A 22,198-nucleotide genomic window follows, 5' to 3' on the forward strand; every position below is an offset into this window, starting at 1 on the left:
CATGAAACGATTTACTCCCGCCCTTGCCATCGCATTTGCCTTGCTTCCTGCGGCGCAGGCCGTCGCAGAGGCGATTCAGATCGACGTCCGGAAGACAAACGGCTGCGGCTGTTGCCTGTCCTGGATGAAGCACCTCGAGGAGAATGGCTTCGCGCCGATGGGCGAGGACATGTTCGGAGGATCTCTTGTGCGCTTCAAACTCGACAATGGCGTGCCGCAGCGCATGGTCTCCTGCCATACGGCTTTGGTCGACGGCTATGTGATCGAGGGCCACGTGCCGGCGGCTGACATCCAACGCCTGCTGGAGGACCGGCCAGACGCGGTAGGCCTGGCGGTGCCGGGAATGCCCTACGGGTCGCCCGGCATGGGACCGGAGGACGACCGGGAGGCTTACGATGTCTTCCTGATCCACGAAGACGGATCGACCGAGGTCTACACCAGCTACTCGGCTCCTGACTGAACTCGCGGCAGAACCTTAACAATTGGAACCCCTCTCCCCCATAGCGCTTGGCTTTCTTGGAAGCCTGGCCGCCGGATCGCTGACCGCGGTCGGGGCGGTCCCCGTTCTTTTTGGGCGCATCCCGTCCCGGGCCACGCGCGATCTGCTGCTTGGCTTCGCGGCGGGTGTCATGCTCGCGGCTTCGTTCTTCTCGCTGATCATCCCGGCTCTCGACGCAGCTGAAGGACAGTTCGACAACGGTGCTCTCCCGGCGGCCATCGTATGTGTTGCGATCCTGCTTGGCATGGGCGCGATCGCTCTGATGAACGAACGGCTACCGCATGAACATTTCAAGACGGGGCGGGAAGGTCCCGACGCCGCATCGCTGCGGCGCGTCTGGCTTTTCATCATCGCGATCACTATCCACAATTTTCCCGAAGGGCTTGCCGTCGGCGTCGGGTTCGGGGCTGACGGTTTGTCGGGCGGGTTGCCACTTGCGATCGGTATTGGATTACAGAATGCCCCCGAAGGTCTGGCGGTGGCGGTTTCGTTGCTCGGCGAGGGCTATTCCAGGCTTCGCGCCTGGGGCATCGCCGCTCTGACCGGTCTCGTCGAGCCCGTCGGTGGACTTCTCGGCGCAGGGATTATCAGTCTTTCGCAACCGCTGCTGCCCTGGGGTCTCGCCTTCGCAGCAGGTGCGATGCTCTACGTCATCAGCCACGAGATCATTCCGGAAACCCACCGATCCGGCCATCAGAACAGGGCGACGCTCGGCCTCGCCGTTGGTCTTGTGATCATGTTGTTCCTCGACGTCTGGCTGGGATAAGCTGATGAGAACTTGCCTCTTCGTCGGTCTGCTTGCTGCGCTGATCGCCTTTCTTGTCGATCAGGCAACGAAGGCAATCGTTGTGTCCAATGCGACTGTTCTTAGTTCCGGCGTATCGGTCTTTCCCGGCTTCAATCTCATCTACCTGCGCAATGACGGAGTGACCTTCGGGCTTCTCGGCGGCGCGCCGTGGTGGAGCCTTGTCTTACTGGCGCTTGGCATCTGCGTCTGGCTGGCGTTCATGCTGGTCCGTACCAGCAGCCGGGTCGAGGCCATTGCCTATGGTGCGATCATCGGCGGTGCACTCGGCAATATTCTGGACCGCCTGCGCTATCGTGCGGTGACGGATTTCCTCGATTTCTACATCGGGACGGCGCACTGGCCTGCCTTCAACATGGCCGATGTTTTTGTGGTTGGCGGCGTGATGCTGCTGCTCATTGCGCCGTGGGTTGGCGCTCGACTTCAGACCGATTCATGAAGCCGGGATTGCCGCAGTTCGTTAGTGAGGACCTGAACCTGTTCCAGCGCATGGGTCTTGCCCTTGCTGCCGGCGGATTGACGGTTTTGACTCTTCCGCCGTTTTCTTGGCTCATCGCGGTCCCTGTCGCCTTCTCCGTGCTCTTTATCGTTCTCCGGAACATCTCAACCTCGCGCGCTTTCCTTGTCGGTTGGGCTTTCGGACTGGGCCAATTCGGGATTGGAATTTCCTGGATCGCCGAGAGCTTTTACGTCGATGCCGAACGTTTCGGCGCACTGGCGATTCCGGCGGTCGCGGGTCTGTCCGCCGGACTTGCCATCTTCCCGGGCATGGCGGCGATGCTTTTTGCCGCCATCATGCAGCGCCGAGCTGTCGGCGGCATTGCGGCGGGCCTGCTGTTTGCAACCTGCTGGGTGGCCACGGAATGGCTGCGGGGTCATGTCCTGACAGGGTTTCCCTGGAACCTTGCCGCTTATGCCCTTGTCGACTATGCCGCCCTGCGCCAACCCGCCGCCTGGGTCGGAAGCTACGGTTTGGGCTTTCTCACGGTCTTCATCGGCATATTGCCAGGTGTGTTGACTGTGGCGGCGCCAAAGAGACGCGCGCCTGTTCTCGTGCTCTTCGCCGTTGCTGTGGCGGGTTTCTGGGTTGGCGGTGCGCTTCGGTCAGGGCAGGACGTGCCGCCGACAGACGTTGCTTTGCGCATCGTCCAAGGCAATGTGCCACAAGTCGAGAAGTGGGTACCGGGCAGCCGCCAGCGAACCTTGGAAAAATACCTGGGCTTGTCCGCGCAACCCGGACGTTTCGATTTGCTGCTTTGGCCGGAAACGGCCTTCCCCGGCTTTCTGGACGAAGATGCTGCGGCACGCGCGCGGATATCTGCAGCTTTGCCAGACGGCAGGATCCTACTGACAGGTGCGCCTGACCGAGTGGAGGGCGATGGGGGAACCAGATATTTCAACACGGTTCAGGCCTATGACGGCAGCGGCGAGGTTCTGACGGGGTATGCAAAACATCATCTTGTTCCGTTCGGGGAATATGTGCCCCTGAAAGGCTGGCTGCCCATCGAGCGGCTGACCGAAGGGTTGGGCGATTTCACGCCGGGACCAGGGCCGCGCACGCTGGCGATCCCTGGCGCGCCTCTGGTCGCGGTGGCGATCTGTTACGAGATCATCTTTCCGGGCCACGTGGTCGATGACCTTTTCCGCCCCGACTGGATATTCAACGCCACAAATGATGCCTGGTTCGGAACCAGCATCGGACCCGAGCAGCACCTCGCCTCCGCGCGGATGCGCGCGGTCGAGGAGGGACTTCCCGTGGTCCGGGCGGCCAACACTGGGATATCCGCGATCATCGACGCCAATGGAAATGTCGTCGCGCGTCTTGATACCGGGGAAACAGGCACCATTGATGCCGGCCTGCCGGGCGCGCGTACTCCAACGCCCTATGCGCGGTTCGGCGACTGGACCTTGTTGGTTCTTGTTTTTGGGTGCTGGGTCTTCGGCTGGCTGGCCAGTTTGCTCGGACGAGATCCCGATGCGCGGCATTTTGGAACGGAGGTATCCTGATGCTTGTGATCGTGAGCGCTATCGGAGGCGCGATCTGGGGTGGCTATCTGGCACGACGGAGGAGGGGGAATCACCTGGATATCCTCCAATATGCGGTAGCGTCTGCGATCGCCTTCGGACTTGTCGCCCTGTTTGCAACCATCGTGCTGTCGCGGGTTCTCGGCTAGCGAGCTTCGAAATTGCGCAAACGTGTCAGCGGCTTGAAGACCTGATAGCTCGAGGTCCCGATAGAGAATCGCGCGAATGTGCATCTAGGCGAGCTCATTTCTGATTGAGCCGTCGCTCGAACGCCTCCAATGTCGTCCCGCTGACGTGATGCTCGATCCCTTCCGCATCGCGTTCCGCGGTCTCTTCGTCGATTCCCAGGCTCAGAAGAAAGGCGACGACGACCCTGTGGCGGCGTCGACAGATCTCCGCGAGGTCCTGCCCGGCATCGGTGAGGAATATCGCGCGGTATGGCTCCCGCCGGACCAGACCAGCAGCCTTGAGCCGCGAGATGTTCTTGGTCACGGTCGGCGGCTTCACGCCAAGCCGCTCGGCGATCTCGACCGGTCTGGCCTCCCCGCGCGTCTCGATCAGTTCCGCGATCAGTTCGACGTAATCCTCCGCCATCTCGCTTTCATGTGCCTGACGCACGGTCGCAAAGCCATCGGCCTGCGCCTCGGGAGCCCGGTCGACCGCTTCGAATGGCTCACGCCCTTGTGATTGTAGCTTTGTCATACTCGGGACTTTGCAGCGAAACAGCGGGATTGACAACTTGTTTGCTTCGGGTAGATAAGTTAGCCATGTCTAACTTTTTACTTTGGAGGCCGTGGTGATGCGAAATATTATGAGAGTGCTGCTCGCCACACTCGCAAGTGCGCTCCTCCTGTCCGGACCTGTCGCCGCGACGCCGGCCAAGGAGGCGCCTTGGCTTCCCGAGGCAGCGGCCTACCGTCTGACGCTCTTTCTTGGAAATCTCGAGCCTCTGCCCTGGGACGACATCGAGACCGCCTGGACGGAACCCTACCGGGGTTCGGAATTCTCTGTCGGGGCGCTGGCGTGGCTGGACCGCAAAAGCGATATCGAGCTACCGAAACCGCCGGATCAATGACCGTGCGCCAGTGCTCCTTTCGCCATCTGCTCGCCCACCGGTTCTCCGCCTGAAGGCCCGGCCTCAACCTGATGGCCGTTCAGGAGCCGAAGTGCGTTGGCGACCACCAGCAGAGACACGCCTACATCCGCAGCAATGGCGCCCCACATTGAGGCCATACCGAACGCGGTCAGCCCGACGAACAGCGCCTTGGTCGCCAGCGATATGCCGATATTCTGGTGGATGATCGTCATGGCACGGCGCGAATGGCCGATAAGCCAGGGTACCTTGCCGATGTCGTCGGTCATCAGCGCGATGTCGGCCGTCTCGATCGCGGCATCCGATCCGACAGCGCCCATGGCGATGGCATAATGCGCCCGCGCCATGGCCGGTGCGTCATTCACACCGTCGCCGATCATCGCCACCATGTCGTGGCTTTCGACGAGTTCCTCAATGGCCGTCACCTTGTCTTCTGGCAAAAGTTCGGCGCGCACCTCGTCGATGCCGACTTCGGCTGCCACCGCGCGCGCGGTGCGTTCGTTGTCGCCCGTCAACATCACGATGGTCTTCACACCCTGCGCATGCAGACGCGCAACGATCCCCTTTGCATCTGGGCGGATGCGGTCGCGAAGCTCCAGTACGCCGGTCACGCCGGTCTCGTCACCCACGGCAACGAGGGTGCTCCCTGCCCCTTCGATCCGATCCCGCAGATCCGCCGGAATGGCATTGCCGAACCCCTTCTCTTCGGCGAAGCGATCCGAGCCGAGCCAGATAGCGCGCCCGTCGGCGCGTCCTTCCAGACCGCGCCCGGGCACGGTACGGGTGTCCTCTGCGGCAGACACGGAAACACCATCGGCTTCGGCGCGCGAGAGGATGGCGCGTGCCAGCGGGTGTGAAGACCGCGCCTCCAGGCTTGCTGCCAGCGCCATGAGATCGCGTGCGGAAACGCCGACCAGTGGGTGAACCGCCGCCACCTCAGGCTCGCCCATGGTGATCGTCCCGGTCTTGTCCATCGCCAGTGCCGTGGTCCGCCCCGGCGCCTCGACATAGGCGCCGCCCTTGATGAGCACCCCCGCCCGTGCCGACGCGGTCAGCGCTGCCACGATGGAGACCGGCGTAGAAATGACCAGCGCGCAAGGACATGCGATGACCAGAAGGACCAGAGCATTGTAGAACCAGTAGTCCCAGGCGCCGCCGAGCAGCAGTGGCGGCACCAGCGCGATGGCGATCGCCAAAGCCATCACGATGGGTGTGTAGATGCGCGCGAACTTGGCCACCCACTGTTCGACCGGCGCGCGGCGGGCATGGGCATCGCCCACCATGCGAATGATTTTCGCGAGCACCGTGTCCGAGGCGGCCTTCGTCGCCCGCACCGTCAGTGTGCCCTCGCCGTTGATCGTGCCGGCATAGACCTCGTCGCCTGGTTCCTTGGGCACTAGCGCGCTTTCCCCAGTAATTGGGGCCTGATCGACGGCCCCTGCCCCGTCCACGACCTCACCGTCGAGGGGGATCCGGTCGCCGCCGCGCACGATAAACCTTGCATTGACTGCCACGGCCGCGGCCGGAACGTCGGATTCAGATCCGTCGTCGTAAAGAACCCGCGCCGTTGGCGGCGCCAGATCGAGGAGCGCGGAAACCGCATTACGCGCCCGCCCCACGCTCCAGCTCTCAAGATAAAGCGAAAGCGAGAAGAAGAAGGCGACCGTCGCGGCCTCAAAAAACTCGCCGAGGCCGATGGCGCCCGCGACGGCCACCACCATGAGCAGGTTCATGTCGGGGCTAAGCCTCCGCGCCGAAGACCAGGCCTTGGGCGCGACAAGCCAGACGCCAAAAAGAATCGCGACGGCGAAGATCCCTGCTTCCACCATAGGCATAGGCACCTCGCCATGGCCCGCAAAGAGCCCGAGCGCGCCGCCCATGCCGGTCTCGACAATGTGAAAAAGGAATCCCGCCGCCCAGAAGCCGCCGCTCAACGAGGTAAAGCGCTTCTGACGTGCCAGATGCGCCGCCTGGTCCTCTGCTGCGTTGTCGGCATCCCATGGCTTGGCGCTCATGCCGGTCGTTGCGACCAACTGCGTGACTTCGTCGTCTGGTATCCTCTCGGCGCTATCGAGGATGGTCATTCGCCCGTTGATCACGTCGAATGCCAGGTGTTCGGTTCCGCCCACTTTCGGCCCGACAACCCGGTTCAGGATCGCCACCTCTTCGGCGCAATCGAGCCCGGAGACCTTAAAGCTCCTTCCGCCAGACGGCGCTGGCGCCGTGGACGCGACGTCCTTGCTGGCGTCGCAACAGGAGTTGCCTCTTGGGTCAGAATGCTCTTGATCACCCGGATGGCCGTGATCGTTGCGGTTGCCGTCGGAAGACATGGATTGACCTCAGGATTCATTGATTCCACATTGACATAGCCCCTACAGTAACTAGAGCTTCAAGGGCAACAAGTGGATATTCGTCCAGCAAGAAAGGCGCCCTGCGGAGGCTTGAAGCTAGCCGCCCCCTTGAAACGACGCGGTTGGAGCAACGCTTGCCGGTACGAAGCGATCAGAATGAGTGAGGTAGACATGCAGAAACGAAACGCGCCGATTATCGCAGCGACATTGGTGCTTGCTGGCTGCGCGGTGCCAACGCTGGACGACGGCGGCGCTCGCAACGAAGTGGGAAGTGTTCCCGAGGCCGTCATTGCCCTTGCTGCGCCTGGTCAGGATCTCACCACGGCGCGGCTTCGTCCCGAGGATGGCTGTTATTGGTATGAACACAGCGGTCCGGTGGAAAACACCTTGGTTCCGCTACGCTCGGCAGGTGGCAACCCCATCTGCACTTCGCGCCAGTCCTGATCAGCCCATAGATGCGTCAAGCCCACGCGTAACACATGATGCGCCAGTCAACTTCTCGGGGTGACGCTGTCTTCCGCCGAGTACAGGAATGCCGTCGAGCCAATCTCGACGTTGGGATAGAGATCATTGATGTGTGCCATGACCATTCGGACGCAGCCGGAACTCGCACGGCCGCCAATGCTTCTTGGATACGGTGTCCCGTGAATCCTTAGATAGGTGTCTCGGTCGCCGACGAAGAGATAGAGGGCTCGCGATCCGAGCGCGTTTTCAGGTCCGGGTTCCATACCGTCAGCGATATCGGCGTAGAGCTCTGGGTCGCGGTCGATCATGTTTTGTGTCGGCTGCCAATGCGGCCACCTGACCTTGCGCTTGATCGTATAGGTGCCCGGTTCGTAAAGTTTACCGCGCGCGATCGCCACGCCATAGCGCATCGCCGTGCCGCCTTCTTCGATGTGGTAGAGATAGCGCGCAACAGCATCGACATGGATATCACCGGGTACAAGTCCGTCCTTCGCGAGGACCCGCTGTGGCAGGAAGCGAGGGTGAAGGCCCCAAGGGTTGGACGTGGCCGGGTCGTAGCCGGGAGGTGTAACCTGTGCGTCCCAAGCTGCCTTCTGCGCATCGGTAGGCCACGTGTCTGCAAGGAGCGGGCTGGATATCGATGCCGAAAACAGCGCGGTGGTCGTCTGGATGAAATGTCGTCTTGTCAGCATATAGATTGCTCCGTTCACGCATTGGACGGCAAACCGAACCTTACCCCGAACGCAGTGTTGTTCGCCCGGGAAGGAGTGAGGCGTTATTGGCAACTTGCTCCATGGTGCCGTTCTTTGTCGGTGGCTTAACTCCTAAAGCTACTAGAGGTTCAAGAAAATTTTCTGTTATCAATAGACGCTGCTACTAATGGAGCTATCCGATCCGTCCCAGAACCGGAAATACGTCGAGCATCCAGTATGACAGCGCGCTCAACTGCCCTGTCATCATCGCCAGCCCCATCAAGATCATCACTATGCCCGCAAGCTGGTGGAGGCGGCGGCCAACCCGGCCGATGGCCCGCAACCGTCCCGCGATCTGGTCGGTGAATCCGGCCACGATCAGAAACGGTATTCCAAGGCCGGCGGAATAGACGGCAAGCAGCATGATACCTTCGCCCATCGTGGCACTCGCCGCACTGGCTGTCAGGATCGCGCCGAGGATCGGGCCGATGCACGGAGTCCAGCCGAAACCGAAGGCAAGACCGAGGACATAGGACGCAGCGGGTTGGCCCCCGGGGATGTTGAGATTGAATCGGAAGTCGCGTTCCATGACCGAAACACGCGCGGCTCCTATCATGAAGAGCCCGAAGAAAATGATGATGCCGCCCCCAACGAGGTTGAGTTCATACCGCCACCGAAGCAGGGCCTGACCCATTGCAGTCGCGGATGCGCCAAGTCCCATGAAGATGGTGGAGAAGCCGAGGACAAAACACAGGCTCAGCCAGACCGCGCGCGACGGCGAAGCGCCGACCACCCCGCCCTCAGCGGCTGTGCGCCCGGTTACGTAGGAGACATAACCTGGCACAAGAGGTAGCACGCAGGGGGACAGAAATGATATCGTGCCGGCTAGGAGGGCGGCGGTGAGGGCGCGCGCCAAGTGATGTCTTCGTCGACCCAGATCAGCAGGGACCCCCGCTTGCGCAGCGATGCGTTGTAGCTGGACCAGTTGGTCGTACGATAGCGGGCGGGAGATGGGTTGCTCATGGAATGCGGCTAACAGCATGGGTTCGCGAAGGGAATCCTGAGGCGTCAGACTTGTGCAACAACGCCCCGTATCATCGACCTAGTGGTGCCCACATGGCAGGCTATTTCAATGGATAGATTTTTCTCTATCAGTATGCCCGCGGCTCAGTTTGTTAGAAATGTCCTGCTGTTCAGCTTCGCTGCATTACTGCCGGTCCTGTTGTTCTACGTCTTACTGGCTCCGGGCTTTGCTCCGGCTCTTGCTGCCGGCGGACCGGCACTCATGCGCTTACTAAGGCAGGTTGCGACCAACGGTTTGCCCGTGGTTTTTGCCGTCAACTATGTCAGTTTTTTCCTTTTCGCTATGACAAAGCAACCAAAGGCGGGCTCAAGAGACACGGCGTTTTTCGTGCTGGTCGATGTCTTGCTCAGAGCCCTTCTCTTTCCAGGTCTCCACGTGCTGATATACGTTCTATCTGCCGACTGGTTCGGGTCATTCGGCGGCAATCGTTCAACCGCTTTGGCGGTTGTATCCCCGACTCTTGCGCGTTCGGCGTTTTTCGAGAACATCTCCGGCGTTTACCTCTATGCGACTATGATAAGCGCGTTGCCGCTCTACGTCTCGGCTTTCGGGCGGTCGGAATTTCTTGGACCGGTTGTACGTCGCTTGCCCATGAACACGGGCGTGATGCTGCTTGCCCTGGCTGCGTTTGCCTTGTCGGTCGGGCTGATCACGATCGGCGCACAAGGCATCGCATCTCTTCAGGCCAGGTGATGGCAGGCTAATCACCGTGGGCGTGGGCGGGGGCGGGGGCGACTTGCGGTGCCACCCATTGCGACAAGTAAACGCGCTCGAAGGCGAACACAGCGATCATCCCGACAGCGGCGTAGAGAACGATCATCGGGTCGCTTTGAAGCTTCATCACGGTGAAAGCTGCCAGTACTATCGCATCGAGCGCCAGGGCAGTCAAAAGCACGATACCGAAGGCGCCGACGTCTGCTCGACGATAGCGGAACACGCCCCAATGTATGATCATGTCCATGACGAGGTAAAAGAAAGCACCGAGGGATGCGATCCGGCCTAAATCAAAGAGCACGGCCAACGTCGCGGCGATGACGACAGTATAGACCAGGGTGTGGCGTTGGATGGGACCTGGCATACCGAAGTGGCTGTGCGGGATCATTTCCATGTCGGTCAGCATCGCCAGCATACGCGACACCGCGAAGACGCTGGCCAGAACGCCGGACGCCGTTGCGACAGCGGCCAGGATCACCGTGAGTATGAAGCCGGTTTGTCCAAGGGCGGGCTGCGCCGCTTGTGCCAGCGAATAGTCACGCGCTGAGATGATCTCCTCGATCGTGAGACTCGAACCGACCCCGTAGGCGACCAACAGGTAGACGACGACGCAGATTCCGATAGAGAACATGATCGCTCGGCCAACATTGCGATTTGGTTCAGTGATCTCGGCTCCGCTGTTGGTGATCGTGGTGAATCCCTTGAACGCAAGGATGGCCAGCGCCGTAGAGGCGATGAACCCCGTGAGCCCGTAGGATTGTGAGGTCTCGGACGCCGCGGCGAACGCAAAACCACTGGACCACAGGGCCGCGATGCCAAACAGAGCTATGCCTCCGATCTTGATCGCGGCCATGATCAACGAGAACAGCCCGACCGAGCGGTTTCCGGCCATGTTCACCAAAAAGGCGAAAACGATCACGGCCACAGCCAGAGCGGGGACCAATGGGCCACCTTCGATATCGAAAGGGCGCAGGACATAGGTGGCGAAGGTTCGCGCGACGAGGCTTTCCGCGATCACCATGCTGAGCGCCATCAGCAGTGCGGCCCCGCCCGCGATGGCTCCGGGGCCATAGCATTTCTGCAGGATCATGGCGATGCCACCCGAGGACGGCCATTTGTTCGACATCCTGATGTAGCTGTAGGCGCTGAAGCTTGTGACGACCGCGCCGGCGATGAATGCAAGCGGGAAAAGCGGGCCGGCGAGCTGCGCGATTTGCCCCGTCAACGCAAAGATTCCAGCGCCGATCATCACGCCTGTCCCCATCGCAACGGCTCCGCCCAGACTGATGGAATTTTCGCGGTACGTTTCTTTTTCGCTCTGCATAAATGGCCCCCTTTTAATTTTGGTTCATCCGAACGCTGTTGCGCGCTTCTAGATACGAACGCCGCGAAGGCGCAGCGAATTGAGCACCACCGAGATTGACGACGCGCTCATGGCGAAGGCAGCAAACATCGGACTGATGAGGATGCCAAAGAAGGGAAACAGAACTCCCGCCGCGACCGGCACGCCGGAGGCGTTGTAGATCAGCGCGAAGAACAGGTTCTGGCGGATGTTGCGCATCGTGGCCCGGGCGAGCCGCCGCGCACGCACGATACCATCAAGGTTGCCCTTGACCAGCGTGACGCCCGCGCTTTCGATGGCCACATCGGCGCCGGTGCCCATGGCGATGCCGACATCGGCCTGCGCAAGCGCGGGGGCGTCGTTGACGCCATCCCCGGCCATGGCGACCTTGTGGCCCGCCTCTTGCAACTCAAGGATGATCCGCGCCTTGTCCTCCGGCAGCACGTCGGCCCGGATCTCATCGATTCCGAGCCGCGTGCCGATGGCCTTGGCCGTGCGTTCGTTGTCGCCGGTCGCCATGATGACGCGGAACCCCAGTTCATGCAGATCCTCGATGGCTTCTGGCGTGGTCTCCTTCACTGGGTCGGCGACAGCAACTAGACCGGCGATCTCGCCATCCAGCACAACGAACATGACCGTCTCGCCTTCGTCGCGGCGGGGATTGGCCTTGGCGGTCAACGCGCCCGCCTCGAGCCCCAATTCGCGGATCATCGCCAAATTGCCGAGCGCGACCGCTTTGCCGTCAACGACCCCCTTGACGCCCTTGCCAGTGACCGCCTCGAAGTCCCGTGCCTCGTCCATTTTGACATCTCGCTCCTCCGCACCCCTGACGATCGCTTCGGCCAAGGGGTGCTCCGATCCGCGCTCAAGCGATGCGGCGAGACGCAAGACCTCGGCTTCGTCGTGGCCGGGTTGCGGGAGTACGTCGACAAGCCGCGGCTTGCCTTCGGTCAACGTGCCGGTCTTGTCGACGATCAGGGTATCGACTTTCTCGAACCGCTCCAGCGCCTCGGCGTTCTTGATCAGCACCCCTGCCTGAGCGCCCCGTCCTGTCGCTGTCATGATCGACATCGGTGTCGCCAGGCCAAGCGCACAAGGACAGGCGATGATCAGAACCGCCACCGCCGAAATCAATGCGTAGGAAAGCGCAGGCGCGGGCCCCCAGATCGCCCAGGCGATGAAGGACAGGACCGCGATACCGATGACGGCCGGAACGAAATATCCCGCCACCTTGTCGGCGTATTTCTGGATCGGGGCGCGCGAGCGCTGCGCGTTCGACACCATCTCGACAATTTGAGCCAGCATCGTGTCGGACCCGACACGCGTCGCCTCCATCACCAGACTGCCGGTGCCATTGATCGTCGCGCCGGTCAGCGGGTCGCCCTCGGTCTTCTCGACCGGCACGGGTTCACCGGAGATCATGCTTTCGTCGACCGAGGACCGGCCGTCCAGAACCACGCCATCGACCGGCACCTTGTCACCGGGCCGCACGCGCAGCCGGTCCCCGACTTGCACGTCCTCCAGCGGGATTTCCTCCTCGGATCCGTCGTCCCGGATGACCCGCGCGGTCTTTGCCGCCATGTCGAGAAGCGCGCGGATCGCCTTGCCGGTCCCCTCGCGGGCGCGTAGTTCCATCACCTGGCCGAGCAGCACCAGCGTCACGATCACCGCCGCCGCCTCGAAATAGACGCCGACATGGCCTTCGGAGTCTCGGAACCCATCAGGGAATATGTCCGGTGCGAGAACGGCAACGACGCTGAAGAGCCAGGCGGCAAGAACGCCCATGCCGATCAGGGAGAACATGTTGAGGTTCAATGTGCGGAACGAAATCCATCCGCGTTCCAGAAACGGCCAGCCGCACCACAAGACCACTGGCGTTGCCAGGATCAATTCGATCCATTGTGTGGTGCTTTCGCCAAAAAAAGTCCGGACTGCGGGGAAACCGACGAATGGCCCCATCGTGAGGACAAGGAGCGGGATCGTCAGGACTGTGCCGACCCAGAACCGCCGTGTGAAATCCACCAGTTCGGGATTTGGACCTTCATCGCCCGGCACACCGGATTCCAGTTCCAATCCCATACCACAGATCGGACACGCGCCCGGATCAGGCTGCCGCACCTGAGGGTGCATCGGGCAGGTGAAAATGGGACCATCATGTCCTGTAGGAACCAGATCATATCGGCCATCGGCCGGCGTGGCACCCGCGTGGTGTTCGTGATGATCATGTGCTGAATGGACCTCGAGCTCCGATTCCGGCACGAGGTGCATCCCGCATTTCGGACAATTGCCGGGCTCGTCCTGCCGCACCTCAGGGTGCATGGGGCAAACGAATACCGAAGAAGCTGCTGTGGTTTCAGAACTGTCGGGAGTGCTCATTTTGCGGTCCTTTCCGAGAATGCTTCTCTTGCCTAGGGCTTCCATCCGCGGGAGGGTCAAGAGAGATCAGTACGGCGATTACATTGCGGCTCTGCGGGGTGGCGCTGTCCGGCCCCGTTCCCGCCGGGCGAACACGATCAACGCCAGCCCGACCAGCGCCATTGGCATGGAGAGCAACTGGCCCATGGTCAAACCCCACTCACCAAAATGAAGCGCATGGCCGATCGGGTTGTCCGCCGTCACAAATTGTTGGTCCGGTTGCCGGAACATCTCGACGAAACTTCGGGCAAGACCATAGCCGGTCAGAAACACGCCAGCCAAGGCACCGGGCATTTTCAGCCAGCCCCGGCCCCAAGCGAGATAAATGAGCAGTATTCCAAGAATGAGCCCCTCCAATACCGCCTCGTACAGCTGGGACGGGTGTCGGGCGCAGAGGCCGCTAACCCCTGGGCAGGCCTGCGCGACTTCGCCGGGAAAGATCACCGCCCAGGGAACGTCCGTTGGACGCCCCCACAACTCATTGTTGGTGAAGTTCGCCAGCCTTCCAAGAAACAAGCCTGGTGGTGTTGCCAAAGCCAGCAAGTCGCCAGTGCTGAGCAATGACGCGTTCTGTCTAAGGCAGAACAGCAAGGCCGCGATGACAACTCCCGCGAACCCCCCGTGGAAAGACATGCCGCCTTGCCAGACCATCAGAATTTCCAAGGGATTGGCGAGATAATATGCGGGCTGGTAGAACAGTACAAAGCCCAGGCGACCACCAGCAATCACGCCGATGATGATCCACGTCAGAAGATCTTCGATCTGCGTTCGGTCAAGCGGCGGTCCAGCTGACGTCCAGAGCGCGGGACGGCTTATGGCACTCGAACAAATGCGCCAGCCAATCAGGATACCGAAGATATAGGCTAGCGCGTACCAGCGGAGTGCGAATGTGACCCCCCCGATGTCGAAGGAGAAGAGGTCGGTTCCAATATCCGGAAATGGCAATCCCGCTGGCAGCACTGGGTGAGTTCCTCATCAGGAATTTACGTGGGGATTAGATGGCATTGATCGAGCACCGCTAAAGGCGCTCGATCTGCGACAGGGCATCCAACGCCCATCCCGCCATCACGCGGCGTCGAGGGCGTCCCGAAGGAGATCGCGGACTTCGCCGGCGACCGCGTCCAGGTCTTGGTTCTGCACCGCCTGCATCGAAGCGACAGGATCGACCGCGCTGACCTCGGTGTCGCCGTCCAGTTGCCGCAGGATAACATTGCAGGGAAGCATCGCACCGATGCGAGGCTCGATCTCGATGGCTTTGTGCGCCATGCCCGGATTACAGGCCCCCAAGATGCGGTAAGGCGGCATGTCCGCATCAAGTTTCTTTTTCATCGTCGCTTTGACGTCAATCTCAGTCAGAACGCCGAAGCCCTTGTCTGCCAAAGCATCCCGAACACGCATCTCTGCGTCATCGATATTGGTGTCTTTCAGGACGCGATCATAGGTATAGGCCATGGGAATTTTCCTTTCCGTGTCTCTATTTTTTGGCATAACGAGGCTAAACGGTTCAGGTCGCGGTTCGGTTCAATGTCCCGGCCGAGAACGGTTTTGGCGTTTTGAGGACGGGTGCCGGAAAAAACCGGCACCCGTTGGCTCAGTTGTCCTGCATCATGGAGCCGTTGCCCATGCCCTGACCGTTGCCCGGCCGCGCAGGCGCATCTGCCATGTTCGACCGCATCATCTGCATCCGCTCCATCCTATCGGCCGGAGCGGCCATCTCTTCCGGCGTCACCGCGCCGTCGCCATCGGCATCGAGGTGTTGAAAACGATCCACCATCATTTCGCGGATCATCGCGCTGTGGAGAGCTTCAAACTCGGTAATCGAGAGGTTTCCATCCCCGTCGCTGTCAAACTCGGAAAGCTTGGCCTGCAGCTGCGTGCGCATTTCTTCCGGCGTCGTTGTGCCGTCTCCATCGGTGTCGAACATTTGCATCATGCCGCCAGCCATGCCTGCGCCCATCATACCACTGCCCATGCCTGCGCCCATCATGTTTCCGTGCATGCGCTGCATCATGTCCATCATTCCGCCCATGTTCCCCATCATGCCCGGACCACCGTTCTGCATCATGCCTGCCCCACTTTGGGCACCAGGTTGACCACTGTGCCCATGGTTGGCATCCGCCAAGGCGACGCCACCAAAGGCGGTTGCAGCCAGAGTCATTGCAGCGAGTAGAGTATTGCGTTTCATGTCGATCACCTCGTGTCAGTGTTACGATAGCCACCATATGGGATGCACCTGCAGATGCGGAATGCCACGCGAGCCGGTGTTTTGTATCGCGAGGTCACAAAGGCGGGGTCTGTTACAAATTGCGACAAATCAATTCGGGGCGAACGCTCCTCTTAATCTGAGACTTGCGATATCCAGAGAAAAACCTGTCGAGGAGTCGCGTACCAACCGACACCGAACCCGTGTTTCGGTGGACGTGAAATCCGGAAGAGTTGGTGTCGAGAGTGGTAGAGGACCTGAATATCCCGAAAATTCAATTATTCAACCCATGGCAGGAGGCTGCAGGGTGCTCTTTTTGAACCGCATTTTCTCAGTTCTAACCTTGGTAATTTTGGCGGGGTGCGGCGCAGGAAACGACATGCGCCCGGATGCTTCAGCCGAAGTCATCAGTAGCGCATCCTACCGTCACGATGGACCGGCCGCGCTGACGTTGTACACCATGATCAACAACAGGTCCGGGGCGGGTGCGCATAGCAGCGTCATGATTAATGGGTCGCAGCGTGTTATCTTCGATCCGGCAGGAACGGTCCGGCTGAGCGCTGTACCGGAACGGGGAGATGTGCTTTATGGCATTACTCCACAAGTGGCCGATTTTTATGCGCGGGCTCATGCTCGCGAGACCTACCATGTCGTCATACAAGAGATCGATGTGTCTCCCGAAGTCGCGGAGCAGGCTTTGCGCCTTGCAATTGCCAGCGGCCCAGCCGCTTCCGGTTTTTGTAGTGCCAGTACCTCCGCGGTACTCAGACAATTACCAGGATTTGAATCCATCGGACGCACATTTTTTCCAAAGCGCCTGATGGCGGATTTTGGCAAGTTGCCGGGCGTGCGAACCACAAAGCTGTTCGAGAACGATGAGGACGACAAATCCGTAGCGATCGCACAGTTCGAAAGTTCACTTGCGACACAGCCGTGAGTGTTCGTCCAACAATTCATTGGAAGATGTCCCTGCACGACGCAGTCCTCGGCGTGTGAGCCAAAGATGCAATAGGTTAGCTTCGAGCGGTAACGCTGTCTTCGGCCGAGTAAAGGAACGCCGTCGATCCGACAGCGACATTCGGATAGAGATCATTGATGTGGGCCATCACCATGCGCACGCATCCCGAACTGGCCCGGCCGCCAATGCTGCGAGGGCTCGGCGTTCCGTGAATTCGAAGGTACGTATCCCGATCTCCGACGAATAGATACAAAGCCCTGCTGCCCAAGGCATTGTTGGGGCCGGGCTCCATACCGTCGGCAAACCGCTCGTAAGCCTCCGGATCGCGTTCGATCATTGACTGCGTTGGCGTCCAGTGCGGCCATTCGACCTTTCGGCGGATCGTATAGGTGCCGGGTTCATAGAGATCGCCCTTGGCAATCGCCACCCCGTATCGCATCGCGGTGCCACCTTCCTCGATATGGTACAGATAGCGCGCGATCGCATCGACGTGAATGTCACCCGGGCGCAAACCGTCATTCGCCAAAACGCGTTGCGGCAGCAGCCTGGGATGCAGCCCCCATGGGTTGGTTGTTGCCGGGTCATAGTTGGCGGGCGTGATCTGCGCATCCCAAGCTGCTTTTTCGGCTGTTGACGGCCAGGTCTTAGCGAATGCTGGCGAACTCAGAGAAGCTGAAAACAGCGAGCCGGAAAGTGCAAGGAAGTGTCGTCTTGTAACCATGAAGCGAAGCCCTTTGTTTGTTTTCGATGAATGCGGGACGATTCAAGAAACGTCCGCGACCCCATGCCACCGAACCTTTTGATGTCTTGCGATCGCGACCAACCAGAGGCAAGCAAGGACACCGCTTAGGATCGCGTTCCAACTCGCCATGGACAACGTCAGAAATTCCCAGACAACCTCACTGCACAGAACAAGATTGGACGCATTTGAACTGGCAGAGGGCAGCAATTCCGATACCGACATTTGGGAAACATCGAGGCCGGATCCCGTGCAAGAAGTCGGTCCCTCCCACCAGCCGCGCTCGACACCGGTATGAAACACTCCCAACGCGGATGTGCTGAGTACCGACAGGGCACCGATTATCAGGATTGGCAAAATCGGCAGAGCAAAGAGCAACAGAGCGCCCATTCCAATGGCGATTGCGTGTGGGTAGCGTTGCCAGATGCACATTGCGCAAGGCGCGTAGCCAAGAGCCTGGAAAACGAAGGCCCCTAACAGCAAGGCGGCTGATCCTGCCGCCGCAGTCATGCCGAGAGATTTTGGTGTCAGGGTCAATGAACGCTCCCGTTGGCAATCGATGGACCTGTTTCTCGCTTGTCAGGTTACGTAAACGGCAGAAGGGCTGTTACCATTCAGAGATTTGTAACGGTATGTATCCGTCGCGACCCTCAGCCGACTCTGATCCACGTTGCCATACCGTCGGCCTGGTGGCTCAACATGTGGCAATGCAGCATCCACGATCCCGGATTGTCCAGGACGACGAGAATATCCCGCGTCTCGCCGGTATCCAGATAGGTCGAGTCCCGGTATGGACCGGCTTCACCCGCCGCATCGAGTTCCCAGAAATGGTGGCCATGCAGATGCATGACGTGTGGGAACCCGGTTTCGTTGCGGATCGAAATGCGCGCGGTCGTCCCCTGCGCGGCGGATAGGAAAGGCCTTCGAGGCAGGCCGGATACGTCATTGAGCGCCCATGTCCCTGTGCCGTTGTGGGACGCGCTTCCCGCACCTCCCTGGAGCACCAGCTCCGCGGTTTGGCCGGGGTCTTTCGGGGCGGGCATTCGGTTGGCGGGCAATGCGGTGATGGGCGCTTTCGCGGGCTCACGGGAACCGGAAACAGCGATTTCGCCAAGGCTCAACGTCTGTTCTCCAAAGCTGTCGTCGAATCTAATAGGCCCGGTCGCATCACCAATCACATCGCATCTTTGCCCCGGAGCTAGGAGGATGGGTTCGAGTGTCTGTGGCTGCGCCAGGGGCATACCATCCAGTGCAACGATCTTGCCTATCAAACCATCCAGGCCGACACGGTACACCCTGTCGATAGAGGGATTTATGAGACGCAGTCGCAGACGGTCGCCTCGTTTCACAGTCTTGCCGGTTCCATTGAAAACAAGTGCCGTGACCGTATTGCCGATACGGCCCTCGGTTGCGAAATGGGCCGGGTTGAACGCTTCGTCGTACTGCCCGGACTGATCCAGCAAGACATCGAAAAACTGAACAACGATGTCATGGTCGACAGCCGGCGCATTTTGCTCCTCGACGATGAAGGCGCCGAAAAGACCGCGGCTGACCTGATCGTAAGACAGGTAATGCGAGTGATACCAATACGTGCCGGCATCCGGGACGCCGAATTGATAACGATACGAGTCGCCCGGAATGACCACATCCTGAGTGAGGACGTTGACACCATCCATCCGATTTGGAACCCGCAACCCATGCCAGTGAACGAGAGCGCCCTCCTCCAATCGGTTATCGAGGGTAATGCGGGCGGTTTGTCCTTGTCGCATTCTGACTTCTGGGCCCGGCAGACCACCGTTGAAGCCCAACATCGACACGTCGTACCCAGCAAGGTGCGCCTTGATCGATTGGGGCGCGAGGATCAACTCGTGTGTCGCTGCTGGCAAGCGGGTACCAGCCAGCGCAACGGTCATCCCGCCAAGGAAAGACCTCCGGCTCAAAGACAATTCCGTCACCTCATGAATGATAGACTGGCTTTCGCCAACTGCCGCACTTGTGCCATTTCCGGAAGAGGAACTTCAAGGCGACAGAACACTCCTCACGCCGTTGTCACTTTGGGATACAGGAAGACGCGGGCGCCGATTTCAACGCGATCGTACAGATCCTTTACATGTTCATTCGTCAACCGCGCGCATCCATTCGACACGGCCGAACCAATTGTCTCCGGGGCGTTCGTTCCGTGAATGCGAAGATAGGTATCGCGTCCCTCGTCATCATAGAGATAGAGCGCACGGGCCCCGAGCGGGTTGTTTGGACCGCCTTTTAACCCGCCCTTGTACTTCGCGTATTTATGTGGTTCGCGCCGGATCATGGCGTTCGTCGGCCTCCACCACGGCCATTTGGCCTTGCGCGCCACCGCGAACTCTCCGGGTTCGTACAAGCCTTTGCGCCCTACCCCAACACCGTAGCGGATCGCCATCCCGTCCTCGAGCATGACATAGAGGAAAAAATCGTCAGGAACGACGTGGACATCCCCTTTCACCCAGTCATCGCGACGGGTGTTTACCAATTGCGGTTCAAACCGTTCGGGCAATTTGACTTTGTGGGCCCAGGCGGTTGTGGGCAGAAAGCAACCCAACGCTCCGGCACAAATCAATTCTCGTCTCGTGAAATTCTGCATGTCGCGATCTCCTCGGACCCATGAAAATTCAGTGCGCGTCAGGGGTAAAGAAAAGAAGCCGTGAACCGGGGCAAACGACGCGCCTTTGTTGCCTTGAAACTACGAAAATTCGTGCTTTTGGAACTCTCCAGCGCTGGAATGTTGTTGTTTTACAGAGAACTGCAAGGAGGTGACTGGAAATGCACTACTCACGATTCTTTATGATGATCGGAACATCGACCGTGGTCATGTTCGTTCTGATGTACCTGAACACCTATCTTTGGGGCCATATCTTCTTTTCGGAGACACGCCTTTACATGGCCATCCTGATGGGGGCGACCATGGCCGTGATCATGTTGGCGTACATGTTGTCCATGTATCAGAACACCAAAGCCAACATCGCGATTTTCGTTGGCGCAATAGTCCTTTTCGCGGCGAGCCTCTGGTTGGTTCGCGGGCAATTCACGGTGCAGGACAGGTCCTACATGCGCGCCATGATCCCGCACCACTCGATCGCCATCATGACGTCGACTCGTGCCGAGATCACCGACCCGCGCGTCCGGGGGCTCGCAGACGACATTATCTATGCGCAGGACAAGGAAATCGCCGAAATGCGCTACCTTATTGCTGACATTGGAGCAAACGGCGAAGCATCGGCCACGCGAAGCGAAACGCCGGCGCAGGTTGTGGATGCGCAACAGGCGCTTCAAACGGAGGTCGTGTCGAAGGTCGATCCTGAGTTTCTGACGGAAGACGAAATCGCTGCGGTGTTCCCGAATGGCGGAAATTGCCGCTTTGCTTACACCTCGGACAGTCCGGCTGTACTGGTGACTGGTGAAACCGGCGAAGGGTCTGCCGCCGCAATGAAGATCAGCGGTGATCTGGTGCGCCTGAATGCGCAGGGCGAAAATGCATTTTCTGAAGGCCCGCTGTCGGCCGAGATCGCAGAGACGAACGGTGACCTGACCGATCTGATCGTCAGCGCGGGAACCGACTACGAAGCCGGGTTCCGTGGTCAACTTACGTGCAGCGGATAAGGAGGAAAGGACATGCCCCGCGACACAGACAGTAAATCCGCGCAGCTTTATCGCATGGTCATGCCGGGCCATGTCTGCCCCTACGGTCTGAAATCGAAAGACCTGCTGGAGCGGCAAGGCTTCGAGGTGGAAGACCATCCGCTTGACACCCGTGAAGACACCGATGCTTTCATGGAGAAGCACGGGGTCGAGACGACGCCGCAGACTTTCATCGGGGACGAACGGATCGGCGGTTACGATGATCTCAGGGTGTTTTTCGGGCATTGCCAACTTATTTGCACCCGGCTGAATGCGGCCTGCTCCGCGCCCGTCATGCGGTCATCTCGAGTGCGTAGCCGTTCCAAAGATCAAAGGCATCGGATCGGGCGTGGCGGTACGATGTGGCGGTAAGACGATAGCGGCGGGGACGGAAGAACATGTTGATCTGGTCATGTGCGTCCAGAAATCTCTGAGCCTGTCCGGGTGACTTGAACCGCCCCATGAGTTTCTCTCGCTTGCGGGTTGGCCGATGGGATCCTTCGATCCGGTTGTTCAAGCCCTTGTGCGCCCGATGATCAGCATTCGCCACGAGGTTGCGGATCGGCCTGATGTAACTGCGCAGCTTGTCGGTGATCACGACCCGCGGCGCGCCAAACCGGTCGATCAGCCGCTTCAAGAACCGGCTGGCGGCCTTTGCATTACGTTGCTTTTGCACGAGAATGTCGAGCACATTCCCATTCGCGTCGACTGCCCGCCAAAGCCAGAACTTCACGCCATTGATCGGAACAACGACTTCATCCAAGTGCCATTTGTCACTGGCGCCCGGCCTGTCGCGCTTGATGCAATCGGCGAAATGGCGGCCAAACCGGTTCACCCAGTTCCGGACGGTTTCCCGGCTGACCATCACGCCGCGTTCGGCCAGCAGATCCTCGACATCTGCCGTGCTCAGCGCAAACCGATGGTAAGCCCAGACGGCATAGGAGATGATCTCGCGGGGAAAACGAAAGCCCTTCAGGCGTCGAATTGTCGGCACGGTTTTCATGATGACCGCCTATCCCGACGGAACCCCGTGATCAACTTGGCAATGCCCTTCAGAGTATTGGGATGTCGTCGAGGCAACATCGGAATACCGCAAGCGGGCAAACGAACTTCGGCGTGAGGCAATGCCGATTTGTGAAGCCGAAGGCAACTGGTAACC

Annotated in this window: 23 protein-coding genes and 2 pseudogenes; 10 read left to right on the plus strand and 15 right to left on the minus strand. The window is 59.8% G+C overall.

All coding sequences use genetic code 11. The features are described from left to right. Position 1 precedes the first annotated feature (1 nt). Genes ACI3GR_RS18175 through lnt form a run of 4 tightly spaced genes read left to right on the plus strand, consistent with a single transcriptional unit; the run spans position 2 to position 3,311 of the window. Entirely contained in the window at positions 2–460 is a 459-nt protein-coding gene (locus ACI3GR_RS18175; protein ID WP_007803465.1) for a DUF411 domain-containing protein, read from the plus strand. A gap of 22 nt (positions 461–482) precedes the next feature. Next, complete coding sequence (locus ACI3GR_RS18180; protein ID WP_007803463.1) at positions 483–1,265, plus strand: ZIP family metal transporter; 783 nt, start codon at positions 483–485, stop codon at positions 1,263–1,265. 4 nt (positions 1,266–1,269) lie between these two features. Continuing rightward, positions 1,270–1,743 (plus strand): signal peptidase II, encoded by a 474-nt coding sequence (gene lspA, locus ACI3GR_RS18185; protein ID WP_007803461.1) that lies wholly within the window; start codon positions 1,270–1,272, stop codon positions 1,741–1,743. Then, positions 1,740–3,311 (plus strand): apolipoprotein N-acyltransferase, encoded by a 1,572-nt coding sequence (gene lnt, locus ACI3GR_RS18190; protein ID WP_009807490.1) that lies wholly within the window; start codon positions 1,740–1,742, stop codon positions 3,309–3,311. The genes lspA and lnt overlap by 4 nt, the downstream gene beginning before the upstream one ends. A gap of 261 nt (positions 3,312–3,572) precedes the next feature. Here the strand turns inward: lnt and mntR are convergent, their stop codons facing one another. Beyond that, a complete protein-coding gene (mntR, locus tag ACI3GR_RS18195) occupies positions 3,573–4,031 on the minus strand; it encodes a manganese-binding transcriptional regulator MntR (RefSeq protein ID WP_008327326.1) in 459 nt (152 codons plus the stop codon). Between the two features lie 97 nt (positions 4,032–4,128). Between mntR and ACI3GR_RS18200 the strand changes: the two genes are divergently transcribed. Continuing rightward, positions 4,129–4,404 (plus strand): hypothetical protein, encoded by a 276-nt coding sequence (locus ACI3GR_RS18200; RefSeq protein ID WP_012187175.1) that lies wholly within the window; start codon positions 4,129–4,131, stop codon positions 4,402–4,404. On the opposite strand, the gene ACI3GR_RS18205 is transcribed toward ACI3GR_RS18200, so the two are convergent. After that, positions 4,398–6,752: a heavy metal translocating P-type ATPase gene (locus ACI3GR_RS18205; RefSeq protein WP_497204831.1), complete on the minus strand. Its 2,355-nt coding sequence runs from the start codon at positions 6,750–6,752 to the stop codon at positions 4,398–4,400. The two genes, ACI3GR_RS18200 and ACI3GR_RS18205, sit on opposite strands and share 7 nt — an antisense overlap. A 177-nt stretch (positions 6,753–6,929) precedes the next feature. Here ACI3GR_RS18205 and ACI3GR_RS18210 point away from each other — a divergent pair, with 177 nt between their 5' ends. Further along, entirely contained in the window at positions 6,930–7,217 is a 288-nt protein-coding gene (locus ACI3GR_RS18210) for a hypothetical protein (protein WP_369817429.1), read from the plus strand. Positions 7,218–7,264: 47 nt separating this feature from the next. Here ACI3GR_RS18210 and ACI3GR_RS18215 read toward each other — a convergent pair whose 3' ends face one another. The 3 genes and pseudogenes from ACI3GR_RS18215 to ACI3GR_RS18225 all read right to left on the minus strand — a co-directional run. Continuing rightward, positions 7,265–7,930 (minus strand): L,D-transpeptidase, encoded by a 666-nt coding sequence (locus tag ACI3GR_RS18215; RefSeq protein WP_007803448.1) that lies wholly within the window; start codon positions 7,928–7,930, stop codon positions 7,265–7,267. A gap of 193 nt (positions 7,931–8,123) precedes the next feature. Further along, positions 8,124–8,846, minus strand: coding sequence for a cytochrome c biogenesis CcdA family protein (locus ACI3GR_RS18220; protein WP_007803446.1), 723 nt, complete (start codon positions 8,844–8,846; stop codon positions 8,124–8,126). Beyond that, positions 8,834–8,953, minus strand: a pseudogene (locus tag ACI3GR_RS18225) (IS5/IS1182 family transposase); the annotation flags it as partial. The gene ACI3GR_RS18220 and the pseudogene ACI3GR_RS18225, both read right to left, overlap by 13 nt. Before the next feature lie 109 nt (positions 8,954–9,062). Between ACI3GR_RS18225 and ACI3GR_RS18230 the strand changes: the two are divergent. Beyond that, the gene (locus tag ACI3GR_RS18230; protein ID WP_007803445.1) at positions 9,063–9,707 is read left to right on the plus strand and encodes a hypothetical protein; all 645 of its coding nucleotides are present in this window, start codon (positions 9,063–9,065) and stop codon (positions 9,705–9,707) included. Between the two features lie 7 nt (positions 9,708–9,714). Here ACI3GR_RS18230 and ACI3GR_RS18235 read toward each other — a convergent pair whose 3' ends face one another. From ACI3GR_RS18235 to ACI3GR_RS18255, 5 genes are all read right to left on the minus strand, one after another. Continuing rightward, entirely contained in the window at positions 9,715–11,052 is a 1,338-nt protein-coding gene (locus ACI3GR_RS18235) for an APC family permease (RefSeq protein ID WP_007803442.1), read from the minus strand. A 48-nt stretch (positions 11,053–11,100) separates the two neighbouring features. After that, positions 11,101–13,446, minus strand: a complete 2,346-nt coding sequence (locus ACI3GR_RS18240) for a copper-transporting P-type ATPase (RefSeq protein WP_407496497.1) — start codon at positions 13,444–13,446, stop codon at positions 11,101–11,103. A gap of 78 nt (positions 13,447–13,524) precedes the next feature. Further along, positions 13,525–14,445 carry a prolipoprotein diacylglyceryl transferase gene (lgt, locus tag ACI3GR_RS18245; RefSeq protein WP_007803438.1) on the minus strand — a complete coding sequence of 307 codons (921 nt, stop codon included), beginning with the start codon at positions 14,443–14,445 and terminating at the stop codon, positions 13,525–13,527. 105 nt (positions 14,446–14,550) lie between these two features. Beyond that, positions 14,551–14,937: a DUF302 domain-containing protein gene (locus ACI3GR_RS18250; protein WP_407496499.1), complete on the minus strand. Its 387-nt coding sequence runs from the start codon at positions 14,935–14,937 to the stop codon at positions 14,551–14,553. 139 nt (positions 14,938–15,076) lie between these two features. Further along, positions 15,077–15,670, minus strand: coding sequence for an EF-hand domain-containing protein (locus ACI3GR_RS18255; protein WP_223229252.1), 594 nt, complete (start codon positions 15,668–15,670; stop codon positions 15,077–15,079). Between the two features lie 397 nt (positions 15,671–16,067). Between ACI3GR_RS18255 and ACI3GR_RS18260 the strand changes: the two genes are divergently transcribed. Beyond that, a complete protein-coding gene (locus ACI3GR_RS18260) occupies positions 16,068–16,625 on the plus strand; it encodes a hypothetical protein (protein WP_012187179.1) in 558 nt (185 codons plus the stop codon). Between the two features lie 76 nt (positions 16,626–16,701). Here the strand turns inward: ACI3GR_RS18260 and ACI3GR_RS18265 are convergent, their stop codons facing one another. The 4 genes from ACI3GR_RS18265 to ACI3GR_RS18280 form a co-directional block, all read right to left on the minus strand. Next, the gene (locus tag ACI3GR_RS18265) at positions 16,702–17,367 is read right to left on the minus strand and encodes a L,D-transpeptidase (RefSeq protein ID WP_012187180.1); all 666 of its coding nucleotides are present in this window, start codon (positions 17,365–17,367) and stop codon (positions 16,702–16,704) included. A 42-nt stretch (positions 17,368–17,409) separates the two neighbouring features. Beyond that, on the minus strand, positions 17,410–17,922 hold the full coding sequence (locus ACI3GR_RS18270) for a disulfide bond formation protein B (protein ID WP_435368869.1): 513 nt from the start codon (positions 17,920–17,922) through the stop codon (positions 17,410–17,412). Positions 17,923–18,035: 113 nt separating this feature from the next. Further along, positions 18,036–19,298: a multicopper oxidase family protein gene (locus tag ACI3GR_RS18275; RefSeq protein ID WP_407496500.1), complete on the minus strand. Its 1,263-nt coding sequence runs from the start codon at positions 19,296–19,298 to the stop codon at positions 18,036–18,038. Positions 19,299–19,423: 125 nt separating this feature from the next. Next, positions 19,424–20,005, minus strand: a complete 582-nt coding sequence (locus ACI3GR_RS18280) for a L,D-transpeptidase (RefSeq protein WP_407496501.1) — start codon at positions 20,003–20,005, stop codon at positions 19,424–19,426. A gap of 179 nt (positions 20,006–20,184) precedes the next feature. Here ACI3GR_RS18280 and ACI3GR_RS18285 point away from each other — a divergent pair, with 179 nt between their 5' ends. Both ACI3GR_RS18285 and ACI3GR_RS18290 read left to right on the plus strand, forming a co-directional pair. Continuing rightward, positions 20,185–21,021, plus strand: coding sequence for a DUF305 domain-containing protein (locus ACI3GR_RS18285; RefSeq protein WP_012187184.1), 837 nt, complete (start codon positions 20,185–20,187; stop codon positions 21,019–21,021). A gap of 12 nt (positions 21,022–21,033) precedes the next feature. Next, positions 21,034–21,279: pseudogene (locus tag ACI3GR_RS18290) on the plus strand (glutaredoxin domain-containing protein); the annotation flags it as partial. Between the two features lie 52 nt (positions 21,280–21,331). On the opposite strand, the gene ACI3GR_RS18295 reads toward ACI3GR_RS18290, so the two are convergent. Then, positions 21,332–22,042, minus strand: a complete 711-nt coding sequence (locus tag ACI3GR_RS18295; protein WP_008335478.1) for an IS6 family transposase — start codon at positions 22,040–22,042, stop codon at positions 21,332–21,334. Positions 22,043–22,198 lie beyond the last annotated feature (156 nt).

The organism is Pseudooceanicola aestuariicola (assembly GCF_045763785.1).
In the GTDB taxonomy this organism is placed as follows: domain Bacteria; phylum Pseudomonadota; class Alphaproteobacteria; order Rhodobacterales; family Rhodobacteraceae; genus Pseudooceanicola.